The organism is Streptomyces sp. NPDC056222, assembly GCF_042264065.1.
In the GTDB taxonomy this organism is placed as follows: Bacteria; Actinomycetota; Actinomycetes; order Streptomycetales; family Streptomycetaceae; genus Streptomyces.
In genome coordinates, this window is the sequence record NZ_JBHJTL010000006.1 from 133,859 (window position 1) to 159,020 (window position 25,162).

A 25,162-nucleotide genomic window follows, 5' to 3' on the forward strand; every position below is an offset into this window, starting at 1 on the left:
ATCCTCCAGCACCTTGCTATCGAGCGGTCGCCCCTCGGTCTCCCCGGCGGAGTCGGGGGACGGATCGCCAGCCGCGATGGCATTCAATCACTTACCAGCAGCCATGCACGACGCCTTGGGAGCATTGTCCGTCACGCCAGTGACACACTCGGTGCCGATGGCCAAGAATCACCGCCCCAGTCGACCTGCCGGGGACACGGGCAGCCGCCCCTCTCCCGGCATGATCCTCGACCGGCTCTCCTCGGGCGAGAGCCGGGCCGCGCGCATCACTCATACGGAGCACTTGCCCGCCCGGGAGGGTCGCCATGCCGTCTGGCCGCATCGCATCCGGCCGGAAGTGATCGGCGCGATCCAGACGGCCGGCATCGAGCACCCCTGGGCCCACCAGGCAGAGGCCGCCGAGCACGCCCTGGACGGCGAATCCGTGGTGATCTCGACCGGCACCGCCTCGGGCAAGTCGCTGGCCTATCTCGCACCCGTCCTGTCCACGCTCCTGGACGGCTCCGAGGCCGCGAACGGCCGGGGCACCACCGCCCTGTACCTGGCGCCCACCAAGGCCCTCGCCGCCGACCAGCGCCGCGCCGTACGCGAGCTGGCCGCCCCGCTCGGCAACCGGATCCGGCCTGCCGTCTACGACGGCGACACGCCGGTCGAGGAGCGCGAATGGGTCCGCCAGTACGCGAACTACGTGCTGACCAATCCCGACATGCTGCACCGGGGCATACTCCCGTCCCACCCCAGGTGGTCCTCCTTCCTGCGCTCCCTGCGCTTCGTCGTGATCGACGAGTGCCACACCTACCGCGGCGTCTTCGGCTCCCATGTCGCCCAGGTACTGCGCCGGCTTCGGCGTGTCTGCGCCCGGTACGGCGCGGATCCCGTCTTCCTCCTCGCCTCGGCCACCTCGGCCGAGCCCGCCCTGGCCGCCGGCCGACTGACCGGCCTGCCGGTCTCGGAGGTCTCCGACGACGCCTCCCCGCACGGCGAGCTGGTCTTCGCCCTCTGGGAGCCGCCGCTGACCGAGCTCCACGGCGAGCAGGGCGCCCCGGTGCGCCGCACGGCCACCGCCGAGACCGCCGACCTGCTGACCGACCTGACCGTCCAAGGCGTCCGCTCGGTCGCCTTCGTCCGCTCCCGGCGCGGCGCCGAGCTGATCTCGGTCATCGCCCAGGAACGCCTCGCCGAGGTCGACCGCTCCCTCGCCCGCCGGGTCGCCGCCTACCGTGGTGGCTATCTGCCCGAGGAGCGCCGCGCCCTGGAGCGCGCCCTGCACTCGGGCGAGCTGCTGGGCCTGGCCGCCACGACCGCCCTGGAGCTGGGCGTGGACGTCTCGGGCCTGGACGCCGTGGTGATCGCCGGCTACCCGGGCACACGGGCCTCCCTGTGGCAGCAGGCGGGCCGCGCCGGCCGCTCCGGAGAGGGCGCCCTGGCGATCCTGGTCGCCCGCGACGACCCGCTGGACACCTTCCTGGTCCACCACCCCGAGGCCCTGTTCCAGCAGCCGGTCGAGTCGACGGTCCTCGACCCCGACAACCCGTACGTCCTCGCCCCCCACCTGTGCGCCGCCGCCGCGGAGCTCCCGCTGACCGACGCCGACCTGGCGCTCTTCGGCCCGGCCGTCCCCGAACTGCTGCCCCAGCTGGAGGCCGCCGGGCTCCTGCGCAAGCGCTCCACCGGCTGGTACTGGACCCGCCGTGAGCGGGCCGCCGACCTGACCGACATCCGGGGCGGGGGCGGCAGCCCCGTCCAGATCGTGGAGGCCGCCACCGGCCGTCTCCTCGGCACGGTCGACGAGGCCGCCTCCCACACCGCCGTCCACGACGGCGCCGTCCACCTCCATCAGGGCCGCACCTACCTGGTGAAGACCCTCGACCTGAAGGACTCCGTGGCCCTGGTCGAGGAGGCCAGTCCGCCGTACTCCACCACCGCCCGGGACACCACCTCCATCTCCGTCCTCGAAACCGACATCGAGATCCCCTGGGGATCCGGCCGCCTCTGCTACGGCTCCGTCGAGGTCACCAACCAGGTCGTCTCCTTCCTGCGCCGCCGCCTCATCACGGGCGAGGTCCTCGGCGAGACCAAGCTCGACCTGCCGCCCCGCACCCTGCGCACCCGAGCCGTGTGGTGGACGGTCACCGAGGACCAGCTGGACGCGGCCCGGATCAATCCGGAGATCCTCGGGGGCGCCCTGCACGCCGCCGAGCACGCCTCGATCGGCATGCTGCCGCTCTTCGCCACCTGCGACCGCTGGGACATCGGCGGGGTCTCGGTCCCGCTCCACCCCGACACGCTGCTGCCCACGGTCTTCGTCTACGACGGCCATCCGGGTGGCGCCGGCTTCGCCGAGCGGGCCTTCCACACCGCCCGCGCGTGGCTTTCGGCCACCCGCGAGGCGATCGCCTCCTGCGAGTGCGAGGCGGGCTGCCCCTCCTGCATCCAGTCGCCCAAATGCGGCAACGGCAACGACCCGCTCCACAAGCGCGGCGCCGTGCGCCTCCTCACGGAACTGCTGCGGGAAGCCCCGGAAGAGCCTCAGGAGGCCCCGCCCGGGCCCTGACGGTCGGCGCGTAGGGCCCCAGGCGCACCGCCGCGGTCACGTCCGCGATGTCGCCCCGCAGGGAGCACCGCAGCACGGCCGCGCCCTGCGCACCCGCCACTCGAGCGGCCGCCGCGCAGGCGGCCTCCTCGCCCCACAGGGCCCGGTCGGCCGCGGCGAGCGCCGCCAGGTCCGCGGCCCCGCCCGCGCGATGCCGGGCCGCGACCGCCTGCCCCAGCGCGAGCACCGCCCCGAACACCACACACAGGACGCAGGCCGCGAAGGCGGTCCACACCGTCGCCATCCCCCGGTCCCCCCGCCCGACAGCCGTCCCCCGGGCCCTGCCGGCCCCGACCGTCCCGGCCATCCCGCCCTTCCCGGCCGCTCTGCCGACCCAGCTCGCCCCGGCCGTCCGGGCCGTCCTGCTCGCCCTATCGGCCCCGGTCGCCCCTCCGGTCCTGCTCACTCCGCCCGTCCCGCCCGTCCGGGCCGTCCCGCCCGTCCGGGCCGTCCGGGCCGTCCGGGCCGTCCGGGCCGTCCGGGCCGTCCTGCTCGTCCTATCGACCTCGCGCGGCCCAGCCGTCCCGCTCGCCCCGCCCGTCCTGCTCGCCCGATGGGCCCCGCTCGCCCCTCCCCTCCCCGTCGTTCTGCCGGTCGCGCCCGTCTCTGCTCTGCTCATGACGCCGCCACCCCCACCGTGTCCTCGGCGAGCGCTGCCGCCCCGGCGCGCAGGGTGAGCCCCATCCCGCCGGGCCCCGGAGCCGGTACCTCCACAGTCACCCGCCACAGCTCGCCCGAACGGGTGACGCCGACCCTGGCCCCCTCCGGCGCGGCCGCCCGGGCCGCCGCCTCGGCACCGGCCACCGGCTCCGACCGGGCCACCGCCCGTGCCCCGGCCCGCGCCGCGTCCACGCACTGGATCTGCGCCGCCGCCGCGGCGAGCGCCCAGACCAGGGCCATGGTGAACACCACCAGGGCCGGCAGGGCCATCGCCGCCTCCACGGTCACCGCGCCCCGGTCCTCAGAACGGCGCATCGAGCGCCTTCCCGATCACGGACTCCAGCGCCCCTGAGACCCCGCCACTGGTCACGATCTTGTACAGCACGGCCGCGAAGGCCGCGGCGGCGATCGTCCCCATCGCGTACTCCGACGTGGTCATCCCCGAATCGCTCCGAGCCGTCCGCCGGGCCCGCCACCATGCGCTGATCCTCTTCATGCCAACCCCCATGTGCTGTCGTCGTGTTCGTGCTGTTGCTCGCGGTCGTGTTCGTGTTCGTGTTCGTGTTCGATCAGTGCCGCAGGAGGCCGCCGGCGAGGCCGATCACCACCGGAGCCACCCCCACCGCCAGGAAGGCGGGCAGGAAGCAGAGCCCCACGGGTGCGGTGATCAGCACCTGCGCACGCTGCGCCCGGGCCGCCGCCTTCCGTGCGCGCTCGGCCCGCAGGTCGGCGGCGTGTTTCGAGACGGCCTCCGCTGCGGGCGCCCCGGAGGAGCCGGCCCGTTCCAGGCAGCGGGCGAGACCCTCGGCGCCGGGTATCGCGCCGAACCTCCGCCACACGTCGGCCGGTTCGCCGCCCAGACGGAGCTCCGCCGCCGTCCGGGCCAACCGCTCGCCGACGGGTCCGCCCAGCGACCGGCCCACCGCCTCCGCCGCCTCTCCGGGCCCCGCTCCGGCCGACGCGCAGGCCGCCAACAGGTCGGCCGCGAGCGGGAGCTGCCGCAGGGCCGCCCCGTCGTCGCCCGTCGCCGGGGCGCGTCGGGCACGGAAGCGTCGTACTCCCCAGCCGGTGGCGCCGCCCGCCAGGAGGCCGGCCGGGCCACCGATCAGCACCCAGCCCACGACCGCCGCCAGGAGCGGCCCCACCCAGCAGCGCAGCCAGGACGGAAGTCCGATCGCGCGCCGTCCTCGCCGCTCGAACTCGGTGTCCAACAAGGCCGCGATCCGCTTGCGCGTGCGCCGTTGACGCCGTCGGTCGACCACGGTCCAGGCGGCCGAGATGATCAGGCCGGTGACCGCAATCACCATCCCCAGCCTGTGGACGAACTCATCCAGCCCCACGAGTCCCGTCAGTCCCGTCGGTCCGCTCACGCCCGCTCCCCGCCTCTCACGATCCGCGCCGCCCACCACAGACCGGCCGCTTCCAGGGCGCCGCCGACGGCCAGACACCCGAGCCCCACCGGCGTGTGCAGCAGCACGTGCAGCGGCCGCGCGCCGAGTGCCGTACCGAGCGCGAGCCCCACCGCCGGGAGCACGGCCAGGACAGTCACCGTCGCCCAGGCCCCGGCCAGTTGGGCCCTCAGCCGTTCCCGCTGGTCCCGGTGCTCCCTGAGCGCGGCCTCCAGTCGGTCGAGTCCCGTGGCCAGCCCCGCGCCGCCGTCCACCGCGACCTGCCAGCAGGCCGCCAGGCCGGCCAGACCGTCTCCACCGTCCTCACGCGCCGCCCGTCGCAACGCCCCCGCCACGTCCCCGCCGAACCGGGCGGCCGCGAGGACCTCCGCCTCCTCCGCCGGCCCGAGCGCCTTGGTCGTCCCGACCGCGAAGAGCAGCGCCTGTGGGGGCTGTCGGCCGGCTCTCAGCTCACCCGCGACCACACCGCACAGGGCCACGACCGCGTCGGACCGCGCCTCCCGCTCCTTGCGGAGCGCCGCCGCCCGCAGCCTGCGCCCCACCAGCGGCACCGCGAGCGCCCCGGCAGCCAACGGCAGCGGTGACTCCCCGACGAGCGCAAGGACCGCGGCTACGGGCAGACACAGCCAGGCCCGCCGCGCCCGCACCACGGCACACCACCGCTCGCCCACCGCCCGAAACGATGCGAACCCACGCCCCGAAGCCACCAGTGCCCCGAGGGTCTCCGGAGCGCCCCCGTCCGCCAGCACCAGCCGTGACCGGCGCAGCCCCCGCTCCCGCTCGGCCAGCCGCCAGATCGCCACCCCGGCGCACAGCGCCGCCGCGCCCTGCGCAAGCACCCACTGCTGCCCGCTCACCACTCGCCCCCGATCAGCGACCGCAGCCGCCCCCAGCCCCGGTCCCGCTCGAACCCGGCCGCTCCCCAACGCAGCGCGGGCACGGTCACCACAAGCCCCTCCCGGTTCCTCTCGAGGACATGGATCTCGGCGATCCGCCGTCGCCCCGCCCGGTCCCGTACGAGATGCAGCACCGCCGAGAGTCCGGCGCCCAACTGGCTGTGCAGCGCCGCCCGGTCGAGGCCCGCCGCCGTCCCGAGCGCCTCGAGACGGGCAGGCACGTCGGTCGCCGTGTTGGCGTGGAGCGTTCCCGAGCCGCCTTCATGGCCCGTGTTGAGGGCGGCCAGCAGATCGACCGCCTCCCCGCCCCGGACCTCGCCGACCACCAGCCGGTCGGGCCGCATCCGCAGCGCCTGCCGGACCAGATCCCGAAGGGTCACCAGACCTGCGCCCTCCTGATTGGCCGGGCGCGCCTCCAGACGGACCACATGCGGGTGGTCGGGCCGCAGTTCGGCCGAGTCCTCGGCCAGGACGATCCGCTCCCGCTCGCCGACCAGACCGAGCAGCGTGGAAAGGAGTGTTGTCTTGCCCGAACCCGTACCGCCGGAGATCAGATAGGAGACCCGGGCCTCGATCAGCGCCCGCAGGAGCCGCTCCCCGCCCGGCGGGACCGTGCCCGCCGCGGTCAACTCCCCCACGGAGAAGGCCCGCGGCCGCACCACCCGCAGCGACAGACACGTCGAGCCGACCGCCACCGGCGGGAGAACGGCGTGCATCCGGGTCCCGTCGGGCAGACGGGCGTCCACCCAGGGCCGGGCGTCGTCCAGGCGCCTGCCGGCCACCGCCGCGAGCCGCTGCGCCAGCCGGCGTACGGTCGGCGCGTCCGCGAAGCGGACCTCGGTGAGTTCGAGACCGGCGCCCCGGTCGACCCAGACCCGGTCGGGTGCGGAGACGAGCACATCGGTGACGGCGGGATCGGCGAGCAGCGGTTCCAGCGGGCCTGTGCCGACGAGCTCGCACCGCAAGGCCTCGGCCGCACCCAGAACTTCCGCGTCTCCGAGCAGCCGCCCCTGGGCCCGCAGCGCGGCCGCGACCCGTGCGGGCGTCGGCTCGGCACCGCTCTCCGCGAGCCGTTGCCGCACGGCCTCCAGAAGCCCCGCACCGCCACCCGCACCGCCCATGGGCGCCCCGGCGCTCATGACGCCCCGTCCGGGGTCAGGGCACGCGCCCAGAACTCCGCACAGAATCGGCCGAGCGCTCCCCGCGCCTCGCCGCCCGGCGGTGCGCCGCCGTCCAAGGCGGCCAGGAGGCCGGGATCGTGCGGCAGTTCTCCGGCGAGCGGCAGCCGCAGCGCGTCCGCGACCCACTGCTCGTCGAGCCCGGGAGGGTAGGGACCGCGCACCATCGCACGCAGATCGCGCACCACCCGGCCCGCGTGGGTGGCGACCCGCTGCGCGGCAGCGACGGCCCGCAACTCGCCGGGGACGACGAGAAGTCCGAGGTCCAGCTGTGCCAGCGCCTCGGTCACCGCCGCGTCGACCCGGCGGGGCAGATCCACGACCACGATCCCGCCGCGCCTGCGCGCCGCGGCGAGCACCGAGCGCATCGCCTCGGGCGGTACCAGGACCGAGTCCCCCCGGTCCCAGCTGAGCACCCGCAGTCCGCGCACCGAGGGCAGCGACTCCTCCAGGGCGCCGCCCGCCACTCGCCCTTTGGAGGCGGCGAAGTCGGGCCATCGCCTGCCTTCGGCCCGCTCTCCGCCGAGCAGGACGTCGAGTCCGCCGCCGAGCGGGTCGCCGTCCACGAGCAGGGTGCGCCTCCCGGTCCTTGCGGCGGCCAGCGCGAGGGCACAGGCCAGCGTCGAGGCGCCGGCGCCGCCGCGTCCACCGATGACGCCCACGGTCAGCGCCTGCTTCCCGGCGCCTTCGGCCGCGTCGGCGATCCGGTCGACGAGCCAGCTCTCGGCGTCCGGCAGCCGCAGCACGCAGTCGGCGCCGATCTCGACGGCCCGCCGCCACACTTCGGGGTCCTCGCGGCCCTCGGCGCCCCTGCCGACGAGGATCACGCCGGGCCTGCGGGCGGCCCCGCGACAGCGGGCCGCCGCGTCGTCGCCGACCAGGACGAGCGGGGCGCCGGCCCAGCTCGCTCGCTGTTCCGGCACGGTGTGGTGCACCTCGGGCTCGGCCCCCGCCGCGGCGCACAGCCGCAACAGATCGTCGAGCAGCGTCAGGTCCTCGGTCACGATCAACGGCCCGGCCCGGTGTCCCCCGCCGGCCCTCTCCCCGTCCGGCGTTCCGGATGAGCCGATGGACCTCGCGGCCCTGGAACCCCCGGAAGTTCTGAAAGTCGACATTCCCGTCACAGCAGACGCCCCCTGTCCGTGTGATCCCGTCCGCGCCGGTCGCACGGCCGAGATCGGTGATTCCTTCCAACCGCGGAGTTCGCGGCGGGAATCACCGTGACGCCATCCCGGAAATCTTGTGGATCTTGCTCAAAAACTGTGGATAACTCACCGGTTGTGAATATCCCCGTGCCTCATACCAGGGATGTCCGGAGAGCAGCCCATCCGCTACGCTGAGTGACGAAACGAGGGCATCACGCAGCGGCGGCCGCACGGCCGACGGGAGGGGGAGACATGAGGATCCAGCAGGCGAAAATGCGTCCGGACATGCGACGACCCCCGCCGGGGGGGAGAGCGGGGGTCGTCTCTCCGGCCGACTCGGGGGGGGAGGAGCCGGACCGGGTTAGCACGGTCGCGAACGATCCGTGACTTCCATGGTGTACCCGAGAGCCTTCTCAGGCAAACCCACACGCCCGAGCGTACGCCGAATGGCGGGCACCTATGCTCGCCTCGTGGAAAACCACTCGTTGCCGCGCACAGCCGCCTTCTTTGACCTGGACAAGACGGTCATTGCGAAGTCGTCGACGCTGACCTTCAGCAAGTCCTTCTACCAAGGCGGACTGATCAACCGCCGCGCCGTCCTACGGACTGCCTACATCCAGTTCGTCTTCCTCGTGGGCGGCGCCGACCACGATCAGATGGAGCGGATGCGCGAATATCTTTCCGCGCTCTGCAAAGGCTGGAACGTCTCGCAGGTCAAGGAGCTTGTCGCCGAGACCCTGCATGAGCTGATCGACCCAATCATCTACGACGAGGCGGCCTCGCTCATCGAGCAGCACCACGCCGCCGGCCGTGACGTCGTGATCGTCTCGACCTCGGGCGCCGAGGTGGTGGAGCCGATCGGCGAGATGCTGGGCGCCGACCGGGTCGTCGCCACCCGGATGGTCGTCGGCGACGACGGCTGCTTCACCGGGGAGGTGGAGTACTACGCCTATGGACCCACCAAGGCCGAGGCGGTCCGGGAGCTCGCGGAGTCGGAGGGCTACGACCTCTCGCGCTGCTACGCGTACAGCGACTCGGCTACCGACGTACCGATGCTGGAGGCCGTGGGCCACCCCTATGCGGTGAACCCCGACCGGACGCTCCGCCGCGAGGCCACGACCCGGGACTGGCCGATCCTGGCCTTCGAGAAGCCGGTCCGCCTCAAGCAGCGCCTGCCCGCGTTCCGGATGCCGCCGCGCCCCGCGCTCGTGGCGGCGGCCGCCGTCGGCGCGGCCGCTGCGACCGCCGGACTCGTCTGGTACGCCAACCGTCGACGGCAGGCCGCCCTCGCCGATCGCTTTGCCCGGATTTGATACGAAAGTAAAGAAGTGCAGCCAGGACTTTCGCATCCCATCCGACAGGAGTAGAAAGGAATCAGGCCCGCGAGACCTAGGACATCCGAGAGGATCACCTGTTGAGCAAGAAGGCCCCACGGACCATGCACAGAAGCTGAGCACCCACGCGACGTCGACCCGTCGATTACGGGCCAGCCGCACCAGGCGACGGGCAAAGTTCCCCGCCTGATGGGCACATATCGAGGACGCTTGGTAACTCGGCAGACGTGCCAGCGGCGGTACCAGGACTGGTACCGCCGCAACCCTGTTCCGGGAAGTTTCCCGAGGCCCACGAGATCACCGCGAGATCGCCCCGGGACCCCTGGGAGACGCCCCAGGAGACGCCCGGCGTCGCACCCGCCTAGGCAGCGCCGCGCTGGAGCGCCTCACACACCGCCGTCGACTCCCGGACACCCAGCTCCACGGCCCGCCCGCAGTGGGCGATCCAGGCCGCCATGCCCTCCGGAGTCCCGGAGAGATACCCGTCGAACGCCGCGACGTACGCGGCACGCCCCTGCTCGGCGTGCCCGACCTCGGCCGGGCAGATGGACTTCGGGTCCAGCCCGCTGCCGATCAGCACGATCCGCTCGGCGGCCCGCGCGATCAGCCCGTTGTACGAGGTGAACGGCCGCAGCGCGAGCAGTTCACCGTGCACCACGGCCGCCGTCACCAGCGCCGGGGCCGTACCACCGGCGATGATCAGCTCCGAGAGCCCGTCGAGCCGTCCCGCGACCTCGGCCGGGTCCGGCAGCGGCGCCTCGATCAGCGGCTCGTCGACCGCCTCGCCGGCCTGCCGGGGCCTGCCGACCGAGTCCCCGAAGTCGGCCGTGTCGCCCACCGCGACCAGGTGGAGCCGGGCCAGCACCCGCAGCGGCGACTGGCGCCAGATGGAGAGCAGCTGACCGGCCTCGGCGCCCAGCCGCAGTGCCGCTCCCACCGTCCGCGCCTCGGCGTCCCCACCGAAGTCGGTCCGCCGGCGGACCTCCTCCAGCGCCCAGTCGGCGCCGGAGAGCGCGGCCGAACCCCGCGCGCCGCGCAGAGCCGCCTCGGAGGTGATCTCGTTGCTGCGGCGCCGCATCACGCGGTGCCCGTAGACCCGGTCGACGGCCTTGCGTACGGAGTCCACCGAATCGGCGACGCCCGGCAGGGAGCCGAGGGCGGCCAGGGGGTCAGAGGCGTGCGTACTCATAAGTAGGGAGGCTACGCGCCCCTGGCCGCCGCCCCACGTTGGAGTGGTCTTCTTCACGCACCTTGACCACACGCCGCGATCATGGCACTACGCTAGGTGAACATGAAGATCGCTTTCGTAGGGAAGGGCGGCAGCGGAAAGACCACGCTGTCCTCGCTCTTCATCCGCCACCTCGCCGCCAATGAAGCCCCCGTCGTCGCGGTGGACGCCGACATCAACCAACATCTCGGGGCCGCGCTGGGTCTCGACGAGACCGAGGCGGCGACGCTGCCCGCGATGGGCGCGCACCTGCCGCTGATCAAGGAGTACCTGCGGGGCTCCAACCCACGGATCACCTCCGCCGACACGATGATCAAGACGACCCCGCCGGGAGAGGGTTCGCGGCTGCTGCGGGTCCGCGAGGACAACCCGGTGTACGAGGCGTGCGCCCGGACCGTGCGGCTCGACGACGGCGACATCCGGCTGATGGCGACGGGACCGTTCACCGAGTCGGATCTCGGGGTGTCCTGCTACCACTCCAAGGTCGGCGCGGTGGAACTGTGCCTGAACCACCTGGTCGACGGGGAGGACGAGTACGTCGTCGTCGACATGACGGCCGGCTCGGACTCCTTCGCCTCCGGGATGTTCACCCGTTTCGACATGACGTTCCTGGTCGCCGAGCCGACCCGCAAGGGCGTCTCGGTCTACCGCCAGTACAAGGAGTACGCGCGGGACTTCGGCGTAGCGCTCAAGGTCGTCGGCAACAAGGTGCAGGGCCCGGACGACGTGGACTTCCTGCGCGCCGAGGTGGGGGACGACCTGCTGGTGACGGTCGGCCACTCGGACTGGGTCCGGGGGATGGAGAAGGGCCGCCCGTCCCGCTTCGAACTCCTGGAGGCGGACAACCGGATGGCGCTCCAGGCCCTCCAGAACGCGGCGGACGACTCGTACGCCCACCGCGACTGGGAGCGCTACACGCGCCAGATGGTCCACTTCCACCTCCGCAACGCGGAGAGCTGGGGCAACGCGAAGACCGGGGCCGACCTGGCAGCGCAGGTCGACCCCGAGTTCGTGCTCAGCGAGCGATACGCCGTTCCCCAACCCAGCTGACCGCGCCCACGACCGACGGCCGGAGGCCGGCGCGGCACTCCGAAGCCCGCGAGGCGCCCCGGCGCCGAACGCCGCGAGGAGTGCGGACAAAGGAGAGGCCCGGGGCCGACCTGGCAGCGCAGGTCGACCCCGAGTTCGTGCTCAGCGAGCGATACGCCGTTCCCCAACCCAGCTGAAGCACCAGCAGTCACCGAAGGGGCGTCAGGGGCGTTCAGCCTGCTTCAGCGCCGGTGAGGGCGACGTCAGGGGCCGGGAGGCCAGGAAGGTCTCCCAGCCGCCCTTCGGGGCCTCGCCGACCTTCAGGGTCCGCATCTTCGCGATCACCGCCGGGTCCTGTGCGTCCAGCCAGTCCGCGAGTTGGCGGAAGGACACGCACTTCACGTCCTTCTGGACGCAGACCGTGGCGATGGTCTCCTCGATGGCGCGCATGTACGTGCCGCCGTTCCAGGACTCGAAGTGGTTGCCGATGATCACCGGCGCCCGGTTGCCGCGGTACGAGCGGTTGAAGGCCTGCACCAGACCGTCACGCATCTGGTTGCCCCAGTACTCGTGCATGGCCGGGTCGCCCTGGGTCTTGCCGCCCGACTGGTTGACCATGAAGTTGTAGTCCATGGAGAGCGTCTGGAACGCGCGACCGGGCACCGGGACCAGGTGCATCGACAGGTCCCACAGGCCGTGGTCCTTCTCGGGCCAGATCTGGTCGTTGACGCCGCTGGTGTCGTAGCGGAAGCCCAGCTCGGACGCGGCCTTGACGAAGTTCTCGCGGCCCTCCAGGCACGGCGTGCGGGCGCCGACCAGCTCCTTGTCGTAGTCGAAGGGGAGCGGCTGCTCGGCGGTCAGGCCGGCGTTCGTCTTCCAGTTCTTCACAAAGGACTTGGCCTGGCGGATCTCGCTCTTCCAGTCCTCGACCGACCAGTTGCCGACACCGCTCTCCGGCCCGCAGAAGTGGCCGTTGAAGTGCGTGCCGACCTCGTTGCCCTCCTGCCAGGCGCCACGCAGCTCACGGACCGTGTCGCGGATGCCCTCGGTGTCGTTGAAGCCGATCTCCGAACTGCCGGCGTTGTGCTGCGGCGGGTCGTAGAGCTTGCGCTTCTCCTCGGGCAGCAGATAGACGCCGCTGAGGAAGTACGTCATCGTCGCGTCGTACTTCTTGCCCACCTTGCGGAAGTGGGAGAAGAGCTTCTGGCTGTCCTCGCCCGCGCCGTCCCAGGAGAAGACCACGAACTGCGGGGGCTGTTCGCCCGGCTTGAGCTTCTTCCAGACCGGCTGGTTCGGCTGGGCGCCGGTGATGGCGGTGGAGCCGTCACCGATCAGGCGCACCGCGTTCTGCGGGGCCGCGGCGGGGCGTTCCTTCGCGCCCGGCGCGCCCTGACTCGATGTCGGCTTGCCCGAGTCCGAGCAACCGGCGACTCCGGTGATCAGCGCGGCGGCGAGAGCGCCGACGGCAAGCGTCCTGGTGCGGGCAGTGGTCCTTCTCCCGGCGGCTGTCATCCGCCCACCTCTCCTCGGGTTCGATGCGAGCGGCGTCAACGTCGCACCACGACCGCCGGAAAGATGAAACGACAAGCTGAACTCTGAGTACTAATCACCGGAACCGGTGAATCATTGCCCCGTTTGCCCCGAAAAAAGTGCCGCAGTCTTTACTCTGCATTACGATCCATTTACTGAGTGTTGATACTCGTGATGAGGATCCGCGCTCGGAATCCCGCCGCTGCACGCCGTGACCCACGGCCGCGACCCCACGTTCGTCCCGCACGAGCCGCGACCGCGCCGCCCCGGAGGAGACGGGAACCAATGACCGTATTCACACCCATCCGCCGTACGCCCACCCGCCATACGCCCACCCACCGGCCGCACAGCCCGCCACCCGTCGGGCGCCGCTTCCGCATCGCGGGCGCCGACCTGTCCGCATCGATCTCCGTCTTCCTGATCGCGCTGCCGCTCTCCCTCGGCATCGCCCTCGCCACCGGAGCCCCGCTCCAGGCCGGCCTCGTGGCAGCCGCCGTCGGCGGCATCGTCGCCGGCCGGATCGGCGGGGCGCCGCTCCAGGTCAGCGGCCCCGCCGCGGGCCTCACGGTGGTCACCGCCGAGCTGATCCAGCGGTACGGCTGGCGCACCACCTGCGCCATCACCGTCCTCGCCGGACTCGCCCAACTCGGCCTCGCCGCCCTGCGAGTGGCCCGCTCCGCCCTCGCGGTCTCCCCCGCGATCGTGCACGGGATGATCGCCGGCATCGGCGCCACCATCGCGCTCGCCCAACTTCACATCGTCCTCGGCGGCACCCCGCAGAGCTCCGCCGTGGACAACGCCCTCGGACTGCCGGCCCAGTTGGCCGACCTCCATCCGGTCGCGCTGCTCGTCAGCGCGCTGACGGTCGCCGTCCTGCTGATCTGGCCCCGGCTGCCCGGGCGCGCCGGCCGGTTCGTACGGAGGATTCCGGGGGCACTCGCCGCCGTGGCCGCGGCGACGGCCCTGGCCGCGCTCGCCGGGCTCGCCGTCCCCCGCGTCGACCTGCCCTCCTGGAGCAGTCACGCCCTGCCCGGGCTTCCGGAGGGACCGCTCCTCGGCCTTGCGGCCGGCGTCCTCACCATCACGCTGGTCACCAGCGTGCAGTCGCTGCTCTCCGCCGTCGCCGTCGACAAGCTGGTGGCCGCCCGCGCCGACCACGGGTTCAGCGTGCCCCGCTCCCGTCTCGACCGGGAGCTCGCGGGCCAGGGAGCGGCCAACATCGTCTCCGGCGCGCTCGGTGGGCTGCCGGTGGCGGGCGTCGCGGTGCGCAGCGTCGCCAATGTCTCCGCGGGCGCCGTGAGCCGCCACTCCACGATGCTGCACGGCCTGTGGATCGTGCTGGCCGCGCTCCTCCTCGTCCCCGTCCTCGACCTGATCCCGCTGCCCGCGCTCGCCGCCCTCGTGATGGTGGTCGGCGTCCAGATGGTGAGCATCACCCACATCCGCAGCGTCACCCGGCACCGCGAGGTCCTCGTGTACGCGGTGACGCTGAGCGGTGTCGTGCTCGTCGGCATCCTGGAGGGTGTCGCGCTCGGGATCGCGGTGGCCGTCGCGGTCGCGATGCACCGCCTCGCCAAGACCCGCATCACCCTCGAGGAGCACGTCGACCGCCATCTCGTGCGCGTCCGCGGACAGCTGACCTTCCTCGCCGTACCCCGGCTGAGCCGGGCCCTGCACCAACTACCCCCGGGAGGCCGAGTGGTCGTCGAACTGGACGGATCCTTCATGGACCATGCGGCGTACGAGACGCTGCACGACTGGCAGTCGGGCCATGTGCGGCACGGCGGTGCGGTGGAGATCACCGGCCCCTCCGGCGCCCGGATCACGGAACCGACCTCCGAGTCGCACGCCTGCTGCCGCCCCTGGACGCCCTGGCGCAACCACCACTGCGGCCAGCACCCGCCGGTCGACGTGACGCGCCGCGCGACCGGGCATCAACTGGCGAGCGGCATCGGGAAGTTCCAGCGCAACACGGCGCCGCTGGTGCGCGACGAGCTGGCGCGCCTCGCGCGCGAGGGCCAGAGCCCCTCCCAGCTCTTCCTCACCTGCGCCGACTCCCGCCTCGTGACGAGCATGATCACCTCCAGCGGCCCCGGCGACCTCTTCACCGTACGGAACGTGGGCAATCTCGTTCCGCTGCCCGGCGAGGAGAGCGGGGACGACTCGGTGGCGGCGGCGATCGAGTACGCGGTGGAGATCCTGCGGGTGCAGTCGATCACCGTCTGCGGGCACTCCGGCTGCGGGGCGATGCAGGCCCTGCTGGGGAGCACACCGGACGACCCGCCGACCCCGTTGCGGCGCTGGCTGCGGTACGGAATGCCCAGCCTGGAGCGGATGGCGAGTCGCAGACACGCCTGGGCCCGGATCTCCGGTCGACTGCCGGCCGACGCGGTCGAGCAGCTGTGTCTGACCAATGTGGTCCAGCAGTTGGAGCATCTGCGGGCGTACGACGCGGTCGCGCGACGGCTCGCCGACGGGACGCTCACCCTGCACGGGATGTACTTCCATGTGGGCGAGGCCCAGGCGTATCTGCTGGCCGGGCCGGACGAGCAGCACCGCTACGACGATGTCTTCGACCGGGTCCCCCCGACCATGATCGTGGGGCGGGCGGAAGCCCGCGCGTCCTGAACCTTCCCGTTCGAGCGTCCGTGAGACTGTGTGGCCCCTTCTTCCCACCGCTCGGGAGGGAGGGGCCACCGCACGCCCGCCACCTCACAGGTCTAAACCAATTCCCTGGAGACTCTTGTCACCCGGGCATCTGACTGATGAGCTATGACGCGGGACACATAGGCACATAGGACGCCCTGGGAAAGGGAGATGTCGTGAGCAACGAAAGCCTGGCCAACCTCTTGAAGGAAGAGCGGCGGTTCGCGCCGCCGGCCGAGCTGGCCGCGCACGCCAACGTGACGGCGGAGGCGTACGAGCAGGCCGCGGCGGACAGGCTTGGCTTCTGGGCCGAGCAGGCGAAGCGGCTCACCTGGGCCACCGAGCCGACCGAGACCCTCGACTGGTCGAACCCGCCGTTCGCCAAGTGGTTCGCCGACGGCAGGCTCAACGTGGCGTACAACTGCGTCGACCGGCACGTCGAGGCCGGGAACGGCGACCGAGTCGCCATCCACTTCGAGGGGGAGCCGGGCGACGGCCGGGCCATCACCTACGCCGAGCTCAAGGACGAGGTCTCCCGGGCCGCCAACGCCCTGACCGAGCTGGGCGTCACCAAGGGCGACCGGGTGGCCATCTACCTCCCGATGATCCCCGAGGCCGTCGTCTCGATGCTGGCCTGCGCCCGTATCGGCGCCGCGCACTCCGTGGTCTTCGGCGGCTTCTCCGCCGACGCCATCGCCACCCGCATCGAGGACGCCGACGCCAAACTGGTGATCACCGCCGACGGCGGCTACCGCCGCGGCAAGCCGAGCGCCCTCAAGCCCGCCGTCGACGAGGCCCTCGCCCGCGTGGACCGCGTGAGCAACGTCCTCGTCGTACGCCGCACGGGCCAGGACGTGGCGTGGACCGAGGGTCGGGACGTGTGGTGGGACGACATCGTCGCCCGCCAGTCCGCCGAGCACACCCCCGAGGCGTTCGAGGCCGAGCACCCGCTCTTCATCCTGTACACCTCCGGTACGACGGGTAAGCCCAAGGGCATCCTGCACACCTCCGGCGGCTATCTCACCCAGGCCGCGTACACCCACCAGGCCGTCTTCGACCTCAAGCCGGAGACCGACGTCTACTGGTGCACCGCCGACATCGGCTGGGTGACCGGACACTCGTACATCACCTACGGACCGCTGGCCAACGGCGCGACGCAGGTCATGTACGAGGGCACCCCGGACACCCCGCACCAGGGCCGCTTCTGGGAGATCATCCAGAAGTACGGCGTCACGATCCTCTACACGGCGCCGACCGCGATCCGCACGTTCATGAAGTGGGGCGACGACATCCCCGCGAAGTTCGACCTGTCGTCGCTGCGCGTCCTCGGCTCGGTCGGCGAGCCGATCAACCCCGAGGCGTGGATCTGGTACCGCGAGCACATCGGCGCCGGCACCACCCCGATCGTGGACACCTGGTGGCAGACCGAGACCGGCGCGATGATGATCTCGCCGCTGCCGGGCGTCACCGAGACGAAGCCGGGTTCGGCCCAGCGCCCGCTTCCCGGCATCTCCGCCACCGTCGTCGACGACGACGCGAACGAGGTGCCGAACGGCGGCGGCGGCTACCTGGTCCTCACCGAGCCGTGGCCGTCGATGCTGCGCACCATCTGGGGCGACGACCAGCGCTTCCTCGACACGTACTGGTCGCGCTTCGAGGGCAAGTACTTCGCAGGCGACGGCGCGAAGAAGGACGAGGACGGCGACATCTGGCTGCTCGGCCGGGTCGACGACGTCATGCTCGTCTCCGGGCACAACATCTCCACCACCGAGGTCGAGTCCGCGCTCGTCTCGCACCCGGCCGTCGCCGAGGCGGCGGTGGTCGGCGCGGCGGACGAGACGACCGGCCAGGCGATCGTCGCCTTCGTGATCCTGCGGGGTACGGCCAGCGAGGACGAGGGGCTCGTCGCGGAGCTGCGCAACCACGTCGGCACGACGCTCGGCCCGATCGCGAAGCCGAAGCGTGTGCTGCCGGTGGCGGAGCTGCCGAAGACGCGGTCCGGGAAGATCATGCGGCGGCTGCTGCGGGACGTGGCGGAGAACCGGGAGCTGGGAGACGTCACCACGCTGACGGACTCGTCCGTCATGGACCTCATCCAGACGAAGCTGCCGGCGGCCTCCAGCGAGGACTGACGGCTCACGGCTCGTTCGGGCGCCCACTCCGGGTCATCTGGGGTGGGCGCCTTCGTGCATATCCACCTAAAGTGACGATCACCGGACACAGTCCCAGCTTGTTAGGTAAAGTAAAGATCGCGTCAGAGACGCGACAGAAATACCTAGGTGCGCCGGGAAGTCTGGTCGGCATGTGCTTCGCCCTGCCCAAACCGACCGGAGGTCGCCCACCGTGCCCGCGCCCGCCCCCACCCGCCGGACCTTCCTCGGACGCCTGTCCCTGCCCGAGCGGCAGTACGTCGCCGACGCCCTGCGCGCCGAGACCGTCGGTGGCGTGCTCCTGCTGGTGGCCGCCGTCGTCGCACTCGTCTGGGCGAACACCCCCCTCGGTGACAGCTACGCGACCGTACGGGACTTCCACATAGGTCCCGCCGCCCTCGGGCTCGACCTCTCCATCCAGCACTGGGCGGCCGACGGCCTCCTCGCGATCTTCTTCTTCGTCGCCGGCATCGAGCTCAAGCGCGAGCTCGTCGCCGGCGAGCTGCGCGACCCCAAGGCCGCCGCGCTCCCCGTGATCGCCGCCATCTGCGGCATGGCCGTGCCCGCGCTCGTCTACGCCCTGACCAATGTCATCGGCGGCGGCTCGATGGACGGCTGGGCCGTGCCGACCGCGACGGACATCGCCTTCGCGCTCGCGGTCCTCGCCGTCATCGGCACCTCGCTGCCCTCCGCGCTCCGGGCGTTCCTGCTCACACTGGCCGTCGTCGACGACCTCTTCGCGATCCTGATCATCGCGGTCTTCTTCACCAGCGACATGAACTTCGCCGCGCTCGGCGGCTCCTTCGTCGGCCTCGCCGTCTTCTGGCTGCTCCTGCGCAAGGGCGTCCGCGGCTGGTACGTCTACGTCCCGCTCGCCCTGGTGATCTGGGGCCTGATGTACAACAGCGGCGTCCACGCCACCATCGCGGGCGTCGCGATGGGCCTGATGCTGCGCTGCACCCGGCGTGAGGGCGAGGAGCAGTCCCCCGGCGAGCACATCGAGCACCTGGTCCGGCCGTTCTCCGCCGGGATCGCCGTCCCCCTCTTCGCCCTGTTCTCGGCCGGCGTCACCGTCACCGGGGGGTCGATCGGCGCGGTCTTCACCCAGCCGGTCACCCTCGGTGTCGTGCTCGGTCTGGTCGTCGGCAAGGCGCTCGGCATCTTCGGCGGCACCTGGCTGGCCGCCCGCTTCACCAAGGCGGAGCTCAACAAGGACCTGGCCTGGGGCGATGTCTTCGCCGTCGCCTCGCTGGCCGGCATCGGCTTCACCGTCTCGCTGCTCATCGCCGAGCTGGCCTTCGAGGGCGACGCGGCCCTGACCGACGAGGTCAAGACGGCCGTCCTGATCGGCTCGGGGATCGCGGCCGTGCTCGCGACCGTTCTGCTCAAGCTGCGAGTGCGGAAGTACCAGGCCCTGCTGGCGGACGAGGAGCGCGACGAGGACGAGGACGGCATCCCCGACATCTACGAACAGGACAATCCGGAATACCACCTCCGGATGGCCGAGATCTACGAGAAGAAGGCAGCGGAGCATCGCGAGCGCGCCCAACTGGCGGGGGCATCGCGCGACGGCGGCGACAGTCCGGCATGATCTGAGGTCGGACCGTAGAAGAGAAGAGGGAGCAGCGATGAGCGACCCGGTCAACGGAACCGAGCGCAGCCTCGGTCAGCTGGTCGCCTCGGCGACAGCCGAGATGTCCGCGCTGGTGCACGACGAGATCGCCCTGGCCAAGGCGGAGATCCGGCAGGACGTCAAGCGCGGCGCCATCGGTAGCGCGGCGGGCGTGGCGGCGGCGACGGTGCTCCTGTTCTCGCTGCCGATGCTGAGCTTCGCGCTCGCCTACGCCATCAACACCTGGACCGGCGGCCACAACGGCGAGGGCGGCTGGAACCTCGTGTGGTGCTTCCTGCTCTCCTTCGCGGCGAACGTGCTGCTGGCGGGGCTGCTCGGGCTGCTCGCCTACGCCAAGTTCAAGAAGGTCAAGCCGCCGGAGAAGTCCATCAACTCGGCCAAGCAGACGGCCGCGATCCTGCAGAACGCCAAGCCGCACCCCCGCCCCGTTCGGGCGGAGCTGCCGGCCGCGGTCCAGGAGAAGGCCGCCGCTGTGGGACGCTCGTCTGCATGACCGTCCCTGAGAGCAGCAACGGCAGCGGCAACGGCAGTCCCGTACGGATCGACGGCCCCTGGACCCATCGCGACGTGGCCGCCAATGGCGCGCGCTTCCACATCGCGGAGATGGGCGACGGCCCGCTCGTGCTGCTGCTGCACGGCTTCCCGCAGTTCTGGTGGACCTGGCGCCATCAGCTGCCTGCTCTCGCCGAGGCGGGCTTCCGGGCCGTGGCGATGGACCTGCGGGGCGTGGGCGGCAGCGACCGTACGCCCCGGGGTTACGACCCCGCCAACCTGGCGCTCGACATCACCGGCGTCGTCCGCTCCCTCGGCGAGCCGGACGCGGCGCTGGTCGGCCACGACCTGGGCGGCTATCTCGCCTGGACCGCGGCCGTGATGCGGCCGAAGCTGGTCCGCCGGCTCGCGGTCTCCTCGATGCCGCACCCGCGCCGCTGGCGCTCGGCGATGCTCTCCGACTTCTCGCAGTCGCGGGCCGGTTCGTACGTATGGGGCTTCCAGCGCCCGTGGCTGCCGGAGCGTCAGCTCGTCGCGGACGAGGGGGCGCTGGTGGGGAAGCTGATCGAGGACTGGTCGGGCCCCGGGCTGCCGGACGAGGAGGCGATCGCGGTGTACCGGCGGGCGATGTGCATCCCGTCGACGGCGCACTGCTCGATCGAGCCGTACCGGTGGATGGTGCGGTCCCTGGCGCGGCCGGACGGAATCCAGTTCAACCGGCGTATGAAGCGCCCGGTGCGGGTACCCACCCTGCACCTTCACGGCTCGATGGACCCGGCGATGCGCACGCGCAGTGCGGCGGGCTCCGGGGAGTACGTGGAGGCGCCGTACCGCTGGCGACTCTTCGACGGCCTGGGGCACTTCCCGCACGAGGAGGACCCGGTGGCGTTCTCCACGGAGCTCATCAACTGGCTCAAGGACCCCGAGCCCGACCGCTGACCGGACTCCCGTTCCACGAACGGCCATGTGCCCCAGACATACTCCAATTGGCGGGCCCCTGGGCGGTTACCGACCTTGGGCCACGGGCAGACGTCGGGGTATGGGCTGGACGCACGACTACGGTGACACAGCACGCAACCGCCGCTCGACCGCTGGGTCGAGCTCCCGCGAAAGGGGTGGCCCGCAGGAGCAGGGACGCTCGCATCCCGTGCAGGGGATGGGGATCCCGCGCATCCTGCGCCGCCGGGCCCGCTGGGTCTCGGCAAGGCTCAGGCACACCCGGGACTGACCGCGATCGCCCGTTCGGCTACAGAGCGCACCCCTGGCTGTCCACCTGCTGGTTGGCCGCGCGGCCCTGGATGATGTCGTCCCGGATCTCGTCGGCCGTCAGCGCGTAGCCGGTGTTCGCGTCATCGAGCGAACGGGCGAAGATCACGCCGTACACCTTGCCGTCGGCGGTGAGGAGCGGGCCTCCGGAGTTGCCCTGACGGACCGTCGCGTACAGGGAGTAGACATCCCTGCGGACCTCGCCGCGGTGGTAGATGTCCGGGCCCTTGGCGTTGATACGGCCCCGGACGCGCGCCGAGCGGACGTCGTACGAGCCGTTCTCGGGGAAGCCCGCGACGATGGCGTTGTCGCTGCTGCGGGCGTCCGCGTCGGTGAACTGCAGGGGCTCGGCGTCGAGATCCGGCACGTCCAGGACGGCGATGTCGCGCGCCCAGTCGTAGAGGACGACCTTCGCGTCGTACAGCTTGCCCTCGCCGCCGATCTGGACGGTGGGCTCGTCCACGCCTCCGACGACATGGGCGTTGGTCATCACACGGCGGTCGGAGAAGACGAAGCCGGTGCCTTCGAGGACCTTGCCGCAGCTCGGCGCCGTACCGACGACCTTGACGATGGAGCGCTGGGCGCGGGCGGCGACCGGGCTGCCGGCGAGCGCCGGGTCCGGGGGCCGGACCTCCGTGATGGTCTCGTTGGCGAACGGGCTGAAGACCTGCGGGAAGCCGTTCTGGGCGAGGGTGGAGGTGAAGTTCGTGAACCAGGTGGAGACCTGATGGGGCATCACCCGTTCGACTCCGAGGAGCACCTTGGAGTCGCGCACCTCCTTGCTCACCGTGGGCATCGAGGTCTGGGCGATGATGGAGCCGAGCAGCCAGGCGACCAGCAGCATCGCGACGACGTTGACCAGCGCGCCGCCGGTGGCGTCCAGGGCGCGCGCCGGTGACCAGGTGATGTGCCGGCGCAGCTTGTTGCCGAGGTGGGTGGTGAAGGCCTGACCGACCGAGGCGCAGACGATCACCACGATCACGAAGACGACCGTCGCCGTGGTGGAGACCTCGGACTTGTTCGTCAGCCAGTCCCAGACGACCGGGAGCAGCAGGACGGCGACGAGACCGCCGCCGAGGAAGCCGATGACCGACAGGATGCCGACCACGAAGCCCTGGCGGTAACCGATGATCGCGAACCACACGGCGGCGAGCAGCAACAGGATGTCCAGCACGTTCACCGTCAATAGCCTCGCAGATTCGTCTTCGGTCGCCCCGGCCCGGAGGTCAGCCTGTCATGAGCGCCAGTCGAGCGGGACCTTCTTGGACCGGTCCCACGGTCTCTCCCAGCCTGCGTAGTGAAGCAGCCGGTCGATCACTCCGGCGGTAAAACCCCAGACCAGAGCGGATGCGACCAGGAACCCGGGGCCCTCGTGGCCGCTGGGGTGGACGGTCGTCGCGCGGTTCGCGGGGTCCGTGAGATCCGCCACGGGGACGGTGAAGACCCGGGCGGTCTCGGCGGGGTCGACCACGCCGACGGGGGTGGGAGTGCGCCACCAGCCGAGCACGGGGGTGACGACGAAGCCGCTGACCGGGATGTAGAGCTGGGGCAGCACGCCGAAGAGCTGGACGCCGGAGGGGTCGAGGCCGGTCTCCTCCTCGGCTTCGCGCAGCGCGGCGCGCAGCAGGCCGCCGTCGGCCGGGGCGCCGTCCTCGGGGTCGAGGGCGCCGCCGGGGAAGGAGGGCTGGCCAGCGTGCGAGCGGAGGGAGCCGGAGCGCTCCATGAGCAGCAGCTCCGGGCCACGCTCGCCCTCGCCGAAGAGGATCAGGACCGCGGACTGGCGGCCGGCGCCGCTGGCGGGCGGCAGGAAGCGGCTGAGCTGCTCGGGCGCGACGGCGCGCGCGGCCCGGTCGACGGGGGCGATCCAGTCCGGCAGGCCGTCCCGGCTGAGCAGGCCGCCGGTCCCGACGCCATGGGTCGTCTCCCCGGTGTGTGTTTCGGTCTCTTCAGTGCGCGTCATAGGCACCCCCGTGGTTCACAACGCGATCGGTGTGTGGGTTCGTTCCCTCATGGATCGGATCCTTCGGCGCCCTCGGCCCCGCCGGGATCCCTCCGCCGGCTGGGCTCACTCGGCTCCCGGGGCGACGCCGGGGGCGGGTGCGGCCGGGCGGCCCGGATAGTCCGGGGGCGGGTTGAGGCGCTGGCCGGGGAAGCCGCCCTTCTCGTACTTCAGGAGCTTCCGCGCCTTCTCCGGGTCTGTCTCGCCCTCTCCGTACGCCGGGCAGAGCGGGGCGATCGGGCAGGCGCCGCAGGCGGGCTTGCGGGCATGGCAGATCCGGCGGCCGTGGAAGATCACCCGGTGGGACAGCATCGTCCAGTCGCTCTTCGGGAAGATCTCGGCGATCTCCGCCTCGATCTTGACCGGGTCGTCGCTCTCGGTCCACTTCCAGCGGCGGGCGAGGCGCATGAAGTGGGTGTCGACGGTGATGCCAGGCACGCCGAAGGCGTTGCCGAGGACGACGAAAGCGGTCTTACGGCCCACTCCGGGCAGTTTCACCAGGTCGTCCAGGCGGCCGGGGACCTCGCCCCCGAAATCGTCCCGGAGGGCCGTGGCGAGGCCCATGATCGACTTGGTCTTGGCGCGGAAGAAGCCGGTGGGCCGGATCAGCTCCTCGACCTCCTCGGGGACGGCGGCGGCCAGGTCCTCGGGGGTCGGGTACGCCGCGAAGAGCGCGGGGGTGGTCTGGTTGACCCGCAGGTCGGTGGTCTGGGCGGAGAGGACCGTGGCGACGAGCAGCTCGAAGGGATTCCGGAAGTCCAGCTCGGGGTGGGCGTACGGGAAGACCTCGGCCAGCTCACGGTTGATCTTCCGGGCCCGGCGGACCATCGCGAGCCGGGATTCCGCTTTCGCGGCTTTCGGTACGGGCTTCACTGTCTTCGCGGCGGCTTTCGACGTCTTCGCGGCGGCCTTCTCCGCGGGCTTCGCCGTCTTCGAAGCGGCCTTGGGGGCCGCCTTCGCCGGGCGTTTTGCCGCATTCGCCCGTTTCGGCGCACCCTGTTCGCCCACAGCGGAATTACCCTTGGCTGACACTCTTCCAGCCCCCTTGGCCTGCGCTCTCACCGGCGAGTTGGACACTCGGCCAGCCTAAGGGCCACCACCGACATCCGCCCTGGGCACGACCGATCACGACCCAATCGGGGCCCTGACGTACGGACGGGCGGTTCGGTACGTCAAACTTGTTGTGACTGATCGCACTGTTTTGTGCGTCCGGCATCATGGGATCAAGGTCCCTGAGCAGGTCGACATGTAGGAGAGAACTCGTGGACGACGTTCTGCGGCGCGCCCCGCTCTTCGCGGCGCTCGATGACGAGCAGGCCGCGGAGCTGCGCGCCTCGATGAGTGAAGCGACGCTCGCCCGTGGCGACGCGCTCTTCCACGAGGGCGACCCCGGTGACCGCCTGTACGTGGTGACCGAGGGCAAGGTGAAGCTCCACCGCACCTCACCCGACGGCCGGGAGAACATGCTGGCGGTCCTCGGCCCCGGCGAGCTCATCGGCGAGCTGTCCCTCTTCGACCCGGGCCCGCGCACCGCCACGGCGACCGCGCTGACCGAGGTCAAGCTGCTGGGCCTGGGCCACGGTGACCTCCAGCCCTGGCTGAACGCCCGCCCCGAGGTGGCCACCGCCCTGCTGCGTGCGGTCGCCCGCCGACTGCGCAAGACCAACGACCAGATGTCCGACCTGGTCTTCTCCGACGTTCCGGGCCGTGTCGCCCGCGCGCTCCTCGACCTGTCGCGCCGCTTCGGCGTGCAGTCCGAGGAGGGCATCCACGTCGTCCACGACCTGACCCAGGAGGAGCTCGCCCAGCTGGTCGGCGCCTCCCGCGAGACGGTCAACAAGGCCCTGGCGGACTTCGCGCAGCGCGGCTGGCTGCGCCTGGAGGCCCGCGCCGTGATCCTGCTGGACGTGGAGCGCCTCGCGAAGCGCTCGCGGTAAGCACCCCCGTACGAAGGAAGGCCGCCCGGTCGTGGAC

The 25,162-nt window shown here is 71.8% G+C and carries 22 protein-coding genes; 10 read left to right on the forward strand and 12 right to left on the reverse strand.

All coding sequences use genetic code 11. The features are described from left to right. Nucleotides 1-76: 76 nt before the first annotated feature. A complete protein-coding gene (locus ACFC0D_RS05350) occupies nucleotides 77-2,554 on the forward strand; it encodes a DEAD/DEAH box helicase (protein ID WP_376431234.1) in 2,478 nt (825 codons plus the stop codon). Here ACFC0D_RS05350 and ACFC0D_RS05355 read toward each other — a convergent pair. The 7 genes from ACFC0D_RS05355 to ssd form a co-directional block, all read right to left on the reverse strand. Next, complete coding sequence (locus tag ACFC0D_RS05355) at nucleotides 2,496-2,837, reverse strand: Rv3654c family TadE-like protein (protein ID WP_376431236.1); 342 nt, start codon at nucleotides 2,835-2,837, stop codon at nucleotides 2,496-2,498. The genes ACFC0D_RS05350 and ACFC0D_RS05355 overlap by 59 nt on opposite strands. A gap of 371 nt (nucleotides 2,838-3,208) precedes the next feature. Then, complete coding sequence (locus ACFC0D_RS05360) at nucleotides 3,209-3,568, reverse strand: TadE family type IV pilus minor pilin (RefSeq protein ID WP_376431238.1); 360 nt, start codon at nucleotides 3,566-3,568, stop codon at nucleotides 3,209-3,211. Then, the gene (locus tag ACFC0D_RS05365) at nucleotides 3,555-3,761 is read right to left on the reverse strand and encodes a DUF4244 domain-containing protein (protein WP_376431240.1); all 207 of its coding nucleotides are present in this window, start codon (nucleotides 3,759-3,761) and stop codon (nucleotides 3,555-3,557) included. Before ACFC0D_RS05365 ends, ACFC0D_RS05360 begins: the two co-directional genes overlap by 14 nt. Before the next feature lie 61 nt (nucleotides 3,762-3,822). Next, nucleotides 3,823-4,560: a type II secretion system F family protein gene (locus ACFC0D_RS05370; protein ID WP_376431284.1), complete on the reverse strand. Its 738-nt coding sequence runs from the start codon at nucleotides 4,558-4,560 to the stop codon at nucleotides 3,823-3,825. Nucleotides 4,561-4,619: 59 nt separating this feature from the next. After that, nucleotides 4,620-5,519, reverse strand: a complete 900-nt coding sequence (locus tag ACFC0D_RS05375) for a type II secretion system F family protein (protein ID WP_376431242.1) — start codon at nucleotides 5,517-5,519, stop codon at nucleotides 4,620-4,622. Further along, complete coding sequence (locus ACFC0D_RS05380; RefSeq protein ID WP_376431244.1) at nucleotides 5,516-6,697, reverse strand: TadA family conjugal transfer-associated ATPase; 1,182 nt, start codon at nucleotides 6,695-6,697, stop codon at nucleotides 5,516-5,518. Before ACFC0D_RS05380 ends, ACFC0D_RS05375 begins: the two co-directional genes overlap by 4 nt. Beyond that, on the reverse strand, nucleotides 6,694-7,851 hold the full coding sequence (gene ssd / locus ACFC0D_RS05385; protein ID WP_376431246.1) for a septum site-determining protein Ssd: 1,158 nt from the start codon (nucleotides 7,849-7,851) through the stop codon (nucleotides 6,694-6,696). Before ssd ends, ACFC0D_RS05380 begins: the two co-directional genes overlap by 4 nt. 476 nt (nucleotides 7,852-8,327) lie before the next feature. On the opposite strand from ssd, the gene ACFC0D_RS05390 reads away from it, so the two are divergent. After that, entirely contained in the window at nucleotides 8,328-9,194 is an 867-nt protein-coding gene (locus ACFC0D_RS05390) for an HAD family hydrolase (RefSeq protein WP_376431248.1), read from the forward strand. A 382-nt stretch (nucleotides 9,195-9,576) separates the two neighbouring features. Here the strand turns inward: ACFC0D_RS05390 and ACFC0D_RS05395 are convergent, their stop codons facing one another. Continuing rightward, complete coding sequence (locus ACFC0D_RS05395) at nucleotides 9,577-10,404, reverse strand: oxidoreductase (protein ID WP_376431250.1); 828 nt, start codon at nucleotides 10,402-10,404, stop codon at nucleotides 9,577-9,579. A 102-nt stretch (nucleotides 10,405-10,506) separates the two neighbouring features. Here ACFC0D_RS05395 and ACFC0D_RS05400 point away from each other — a divergent pair, with 102 nt between their 5' ends. Then, a complete protein-coding gene (locus ACFC0D_RS05400) occupies nucleotides 10,507-11,493 on the forward strand; it encodes an ATP-binding protein (protein ID WP_376431252.1) in 987 nt (328 codons plus the stop codon). A 201-nt stretch (nucleotides 11,494-11,694) separates the two neighbouring features. Here ACFC0D_RS05400 and ACFC0D_RS05405 read toward each other — a convergent pair whose 3' ends face one another. Beyond that, on the reverse strand, nucleotides 11,695-12,984 hold the full coding sequence (locus ACFC0D_RS05405; protein ID WP_376431254.1) for a hypothetical protein: 1,290 nt from the start codon (nucleotides 12,982-12,984) through the stop codon (nucleotides 11,695-11,697). A gap of 303 nt (nucleotides 12,985-13,287) precedes the next feature. On the opposite strand from ACFC0D_RS05405, the gene ACFC0D_RS05410 reads away from it, so the two are divergent. The 6 genes from ACFC0D_RS05410 to ACFC0D_RS05435 all read left to right on the forward strand — a co-directional run bounded on the left by ACFC0D_RS05410 (nucleotide 13,288) and on the right by ACFC0D_RS05435 (nucleotide 21,151). Then, complete coding sequence (locus ACFC0D_RS05410; RefSeq protein ID WP_376431256.1) at nucleotides 13,288-15,630, forward strand: bifunctional SulP family inorganic anion transporter/carbonic anhydrase; 2,343 nt, start codon at nucleotides 13,288-13,290, stop codon at nucleotides 15,628-15,630. A 194-nt stretch (nucleotides 15,631-15,824) separates the two neighbouring features. Then, entirely contained in the window at nucleotides 15,825-17,780 is a 1,956-nt protein-coding gene (gene acs / locus ACFC0D_RS05415) for an acetate--CoA ligase (protein WP_376431258.1), read from the forward strand. 211 nt (nucleotides 17,781-17,991) lie between these two features. After that, a complete protein-coding gene (nhaA, locus tag ACFC0D_RS05420; RefSeq protein WP_376431260.1) occupies nucleotides 17,992-19,389 on the forward strand; it encodes a Na+/H+ antiporter NhaA in 1,398 nt (465 codons plus the stop codon). A 37-nt stretch (nucleotides 19,390-19,426) separates the two neighbouring features. Then, nucleotides 19,427-19,924, forward strand: coding sequence for a phage holin family protein (locus ACFC0D_RS05425; RefSeq protein WP_376431262.1), 498 nt, complete (start codon nucleotides 19,427-19,429; stop codon nucleotides 19,922-19,924). After that, the gene (locus ACFC0D_RS05430; RefSeq protein WP_376431264.1) at nucleotides 19,921-20,862 is read left to right on the forward strand and encodes an alpha/beta fold hydrolase; all 942 of its coding nucleotides are present in this window, start codon (nucleotides 19,921-19,923) and stop codon (nucleotides 20,860-20,862) included. The genes ACFC0D_RS05425 and ACFC0D_RS05430 overlap by 4 nt, the downstream gene beginning before the upstream one ends. A 100-nt stretch (nucleotides 20,863-20,962) precedes the next feature. Beyond that, nucleotides 20,963-21,151 (forward strand): hypothetical protein, encoded by a 189-nt coding sequence (locus ACFC0D_RS05435; protein WP_329118948.1) that lies wholly within the window; start codon nucleotides 20,963-20,965, stop codon nucleotides 21,149-21,151. A gap of 18 nt (nucleotides 21,152-21,169) precedes the next feature. Here the strand turns inward: ACFC0D_RS05435 and ACFC0D_RS05440 are convergent, their stop codons facing one another. The 3 genes from ACFC0D_RS05440 to nth form a co-directional block, all read right to left on the reverse strand. Then, nucleotides 21,170-22,369, reverse strand: a complete 1,200-nt coding sequence (locus ACFC0D_RS05440) for a MarP family serine protease (RefSeq protein ID WP_376431267.1) — start codon at nucleotides 22,367-22,369, stop codon at nucleotides 21,170-21,172. Nucleotides 22,370-22,423: 54 nt separating this feature from the next. After that, nucleotides 22,424-23,149: an NUDIX hydrolase gene (locus tag ACFC0D_RS05445; RefSeq protein ID WP_376431269.1), complete on the reverse strand. Its 726-nt coding sequence runs from the start codon at nucleotides 23,147-23,149 to the stop codon at nucleotides 22,424-22,426. 105 nt (nucleotides 23,150-23,254) lie between these two features. Beyond that, complete coding sequence (gene nth, locus ACFC0D_RS05450; protein ID WP_376431271.1) at nucleotides 23,255-24,220, reverse strand: endonuclease III; 966 nt, start codon at nucleotides 24,218-24,220, stop codon at nucleotides 23,255-23,257. A gap of 230 nt (nucleotides 24,221-24,450) precedes the next feature. Between nth and ACFC0D_RS05455 the strand changes: the two genes are divergently transcribed. Continuing rightward, complete coding sequence (locus ACFC0D_RS05455; protein WP_015034542.1) at nucleotides 24,451-25,125, forward strand: Crp/Fnr family transcriptional regulator; 675 nt, start codon at nucleotides 24,451-24,453, stop codon at nucleotides 25,123-25,125. Nucleotides 25,126-25,162 lie beyond the last annotated feature (37 nt).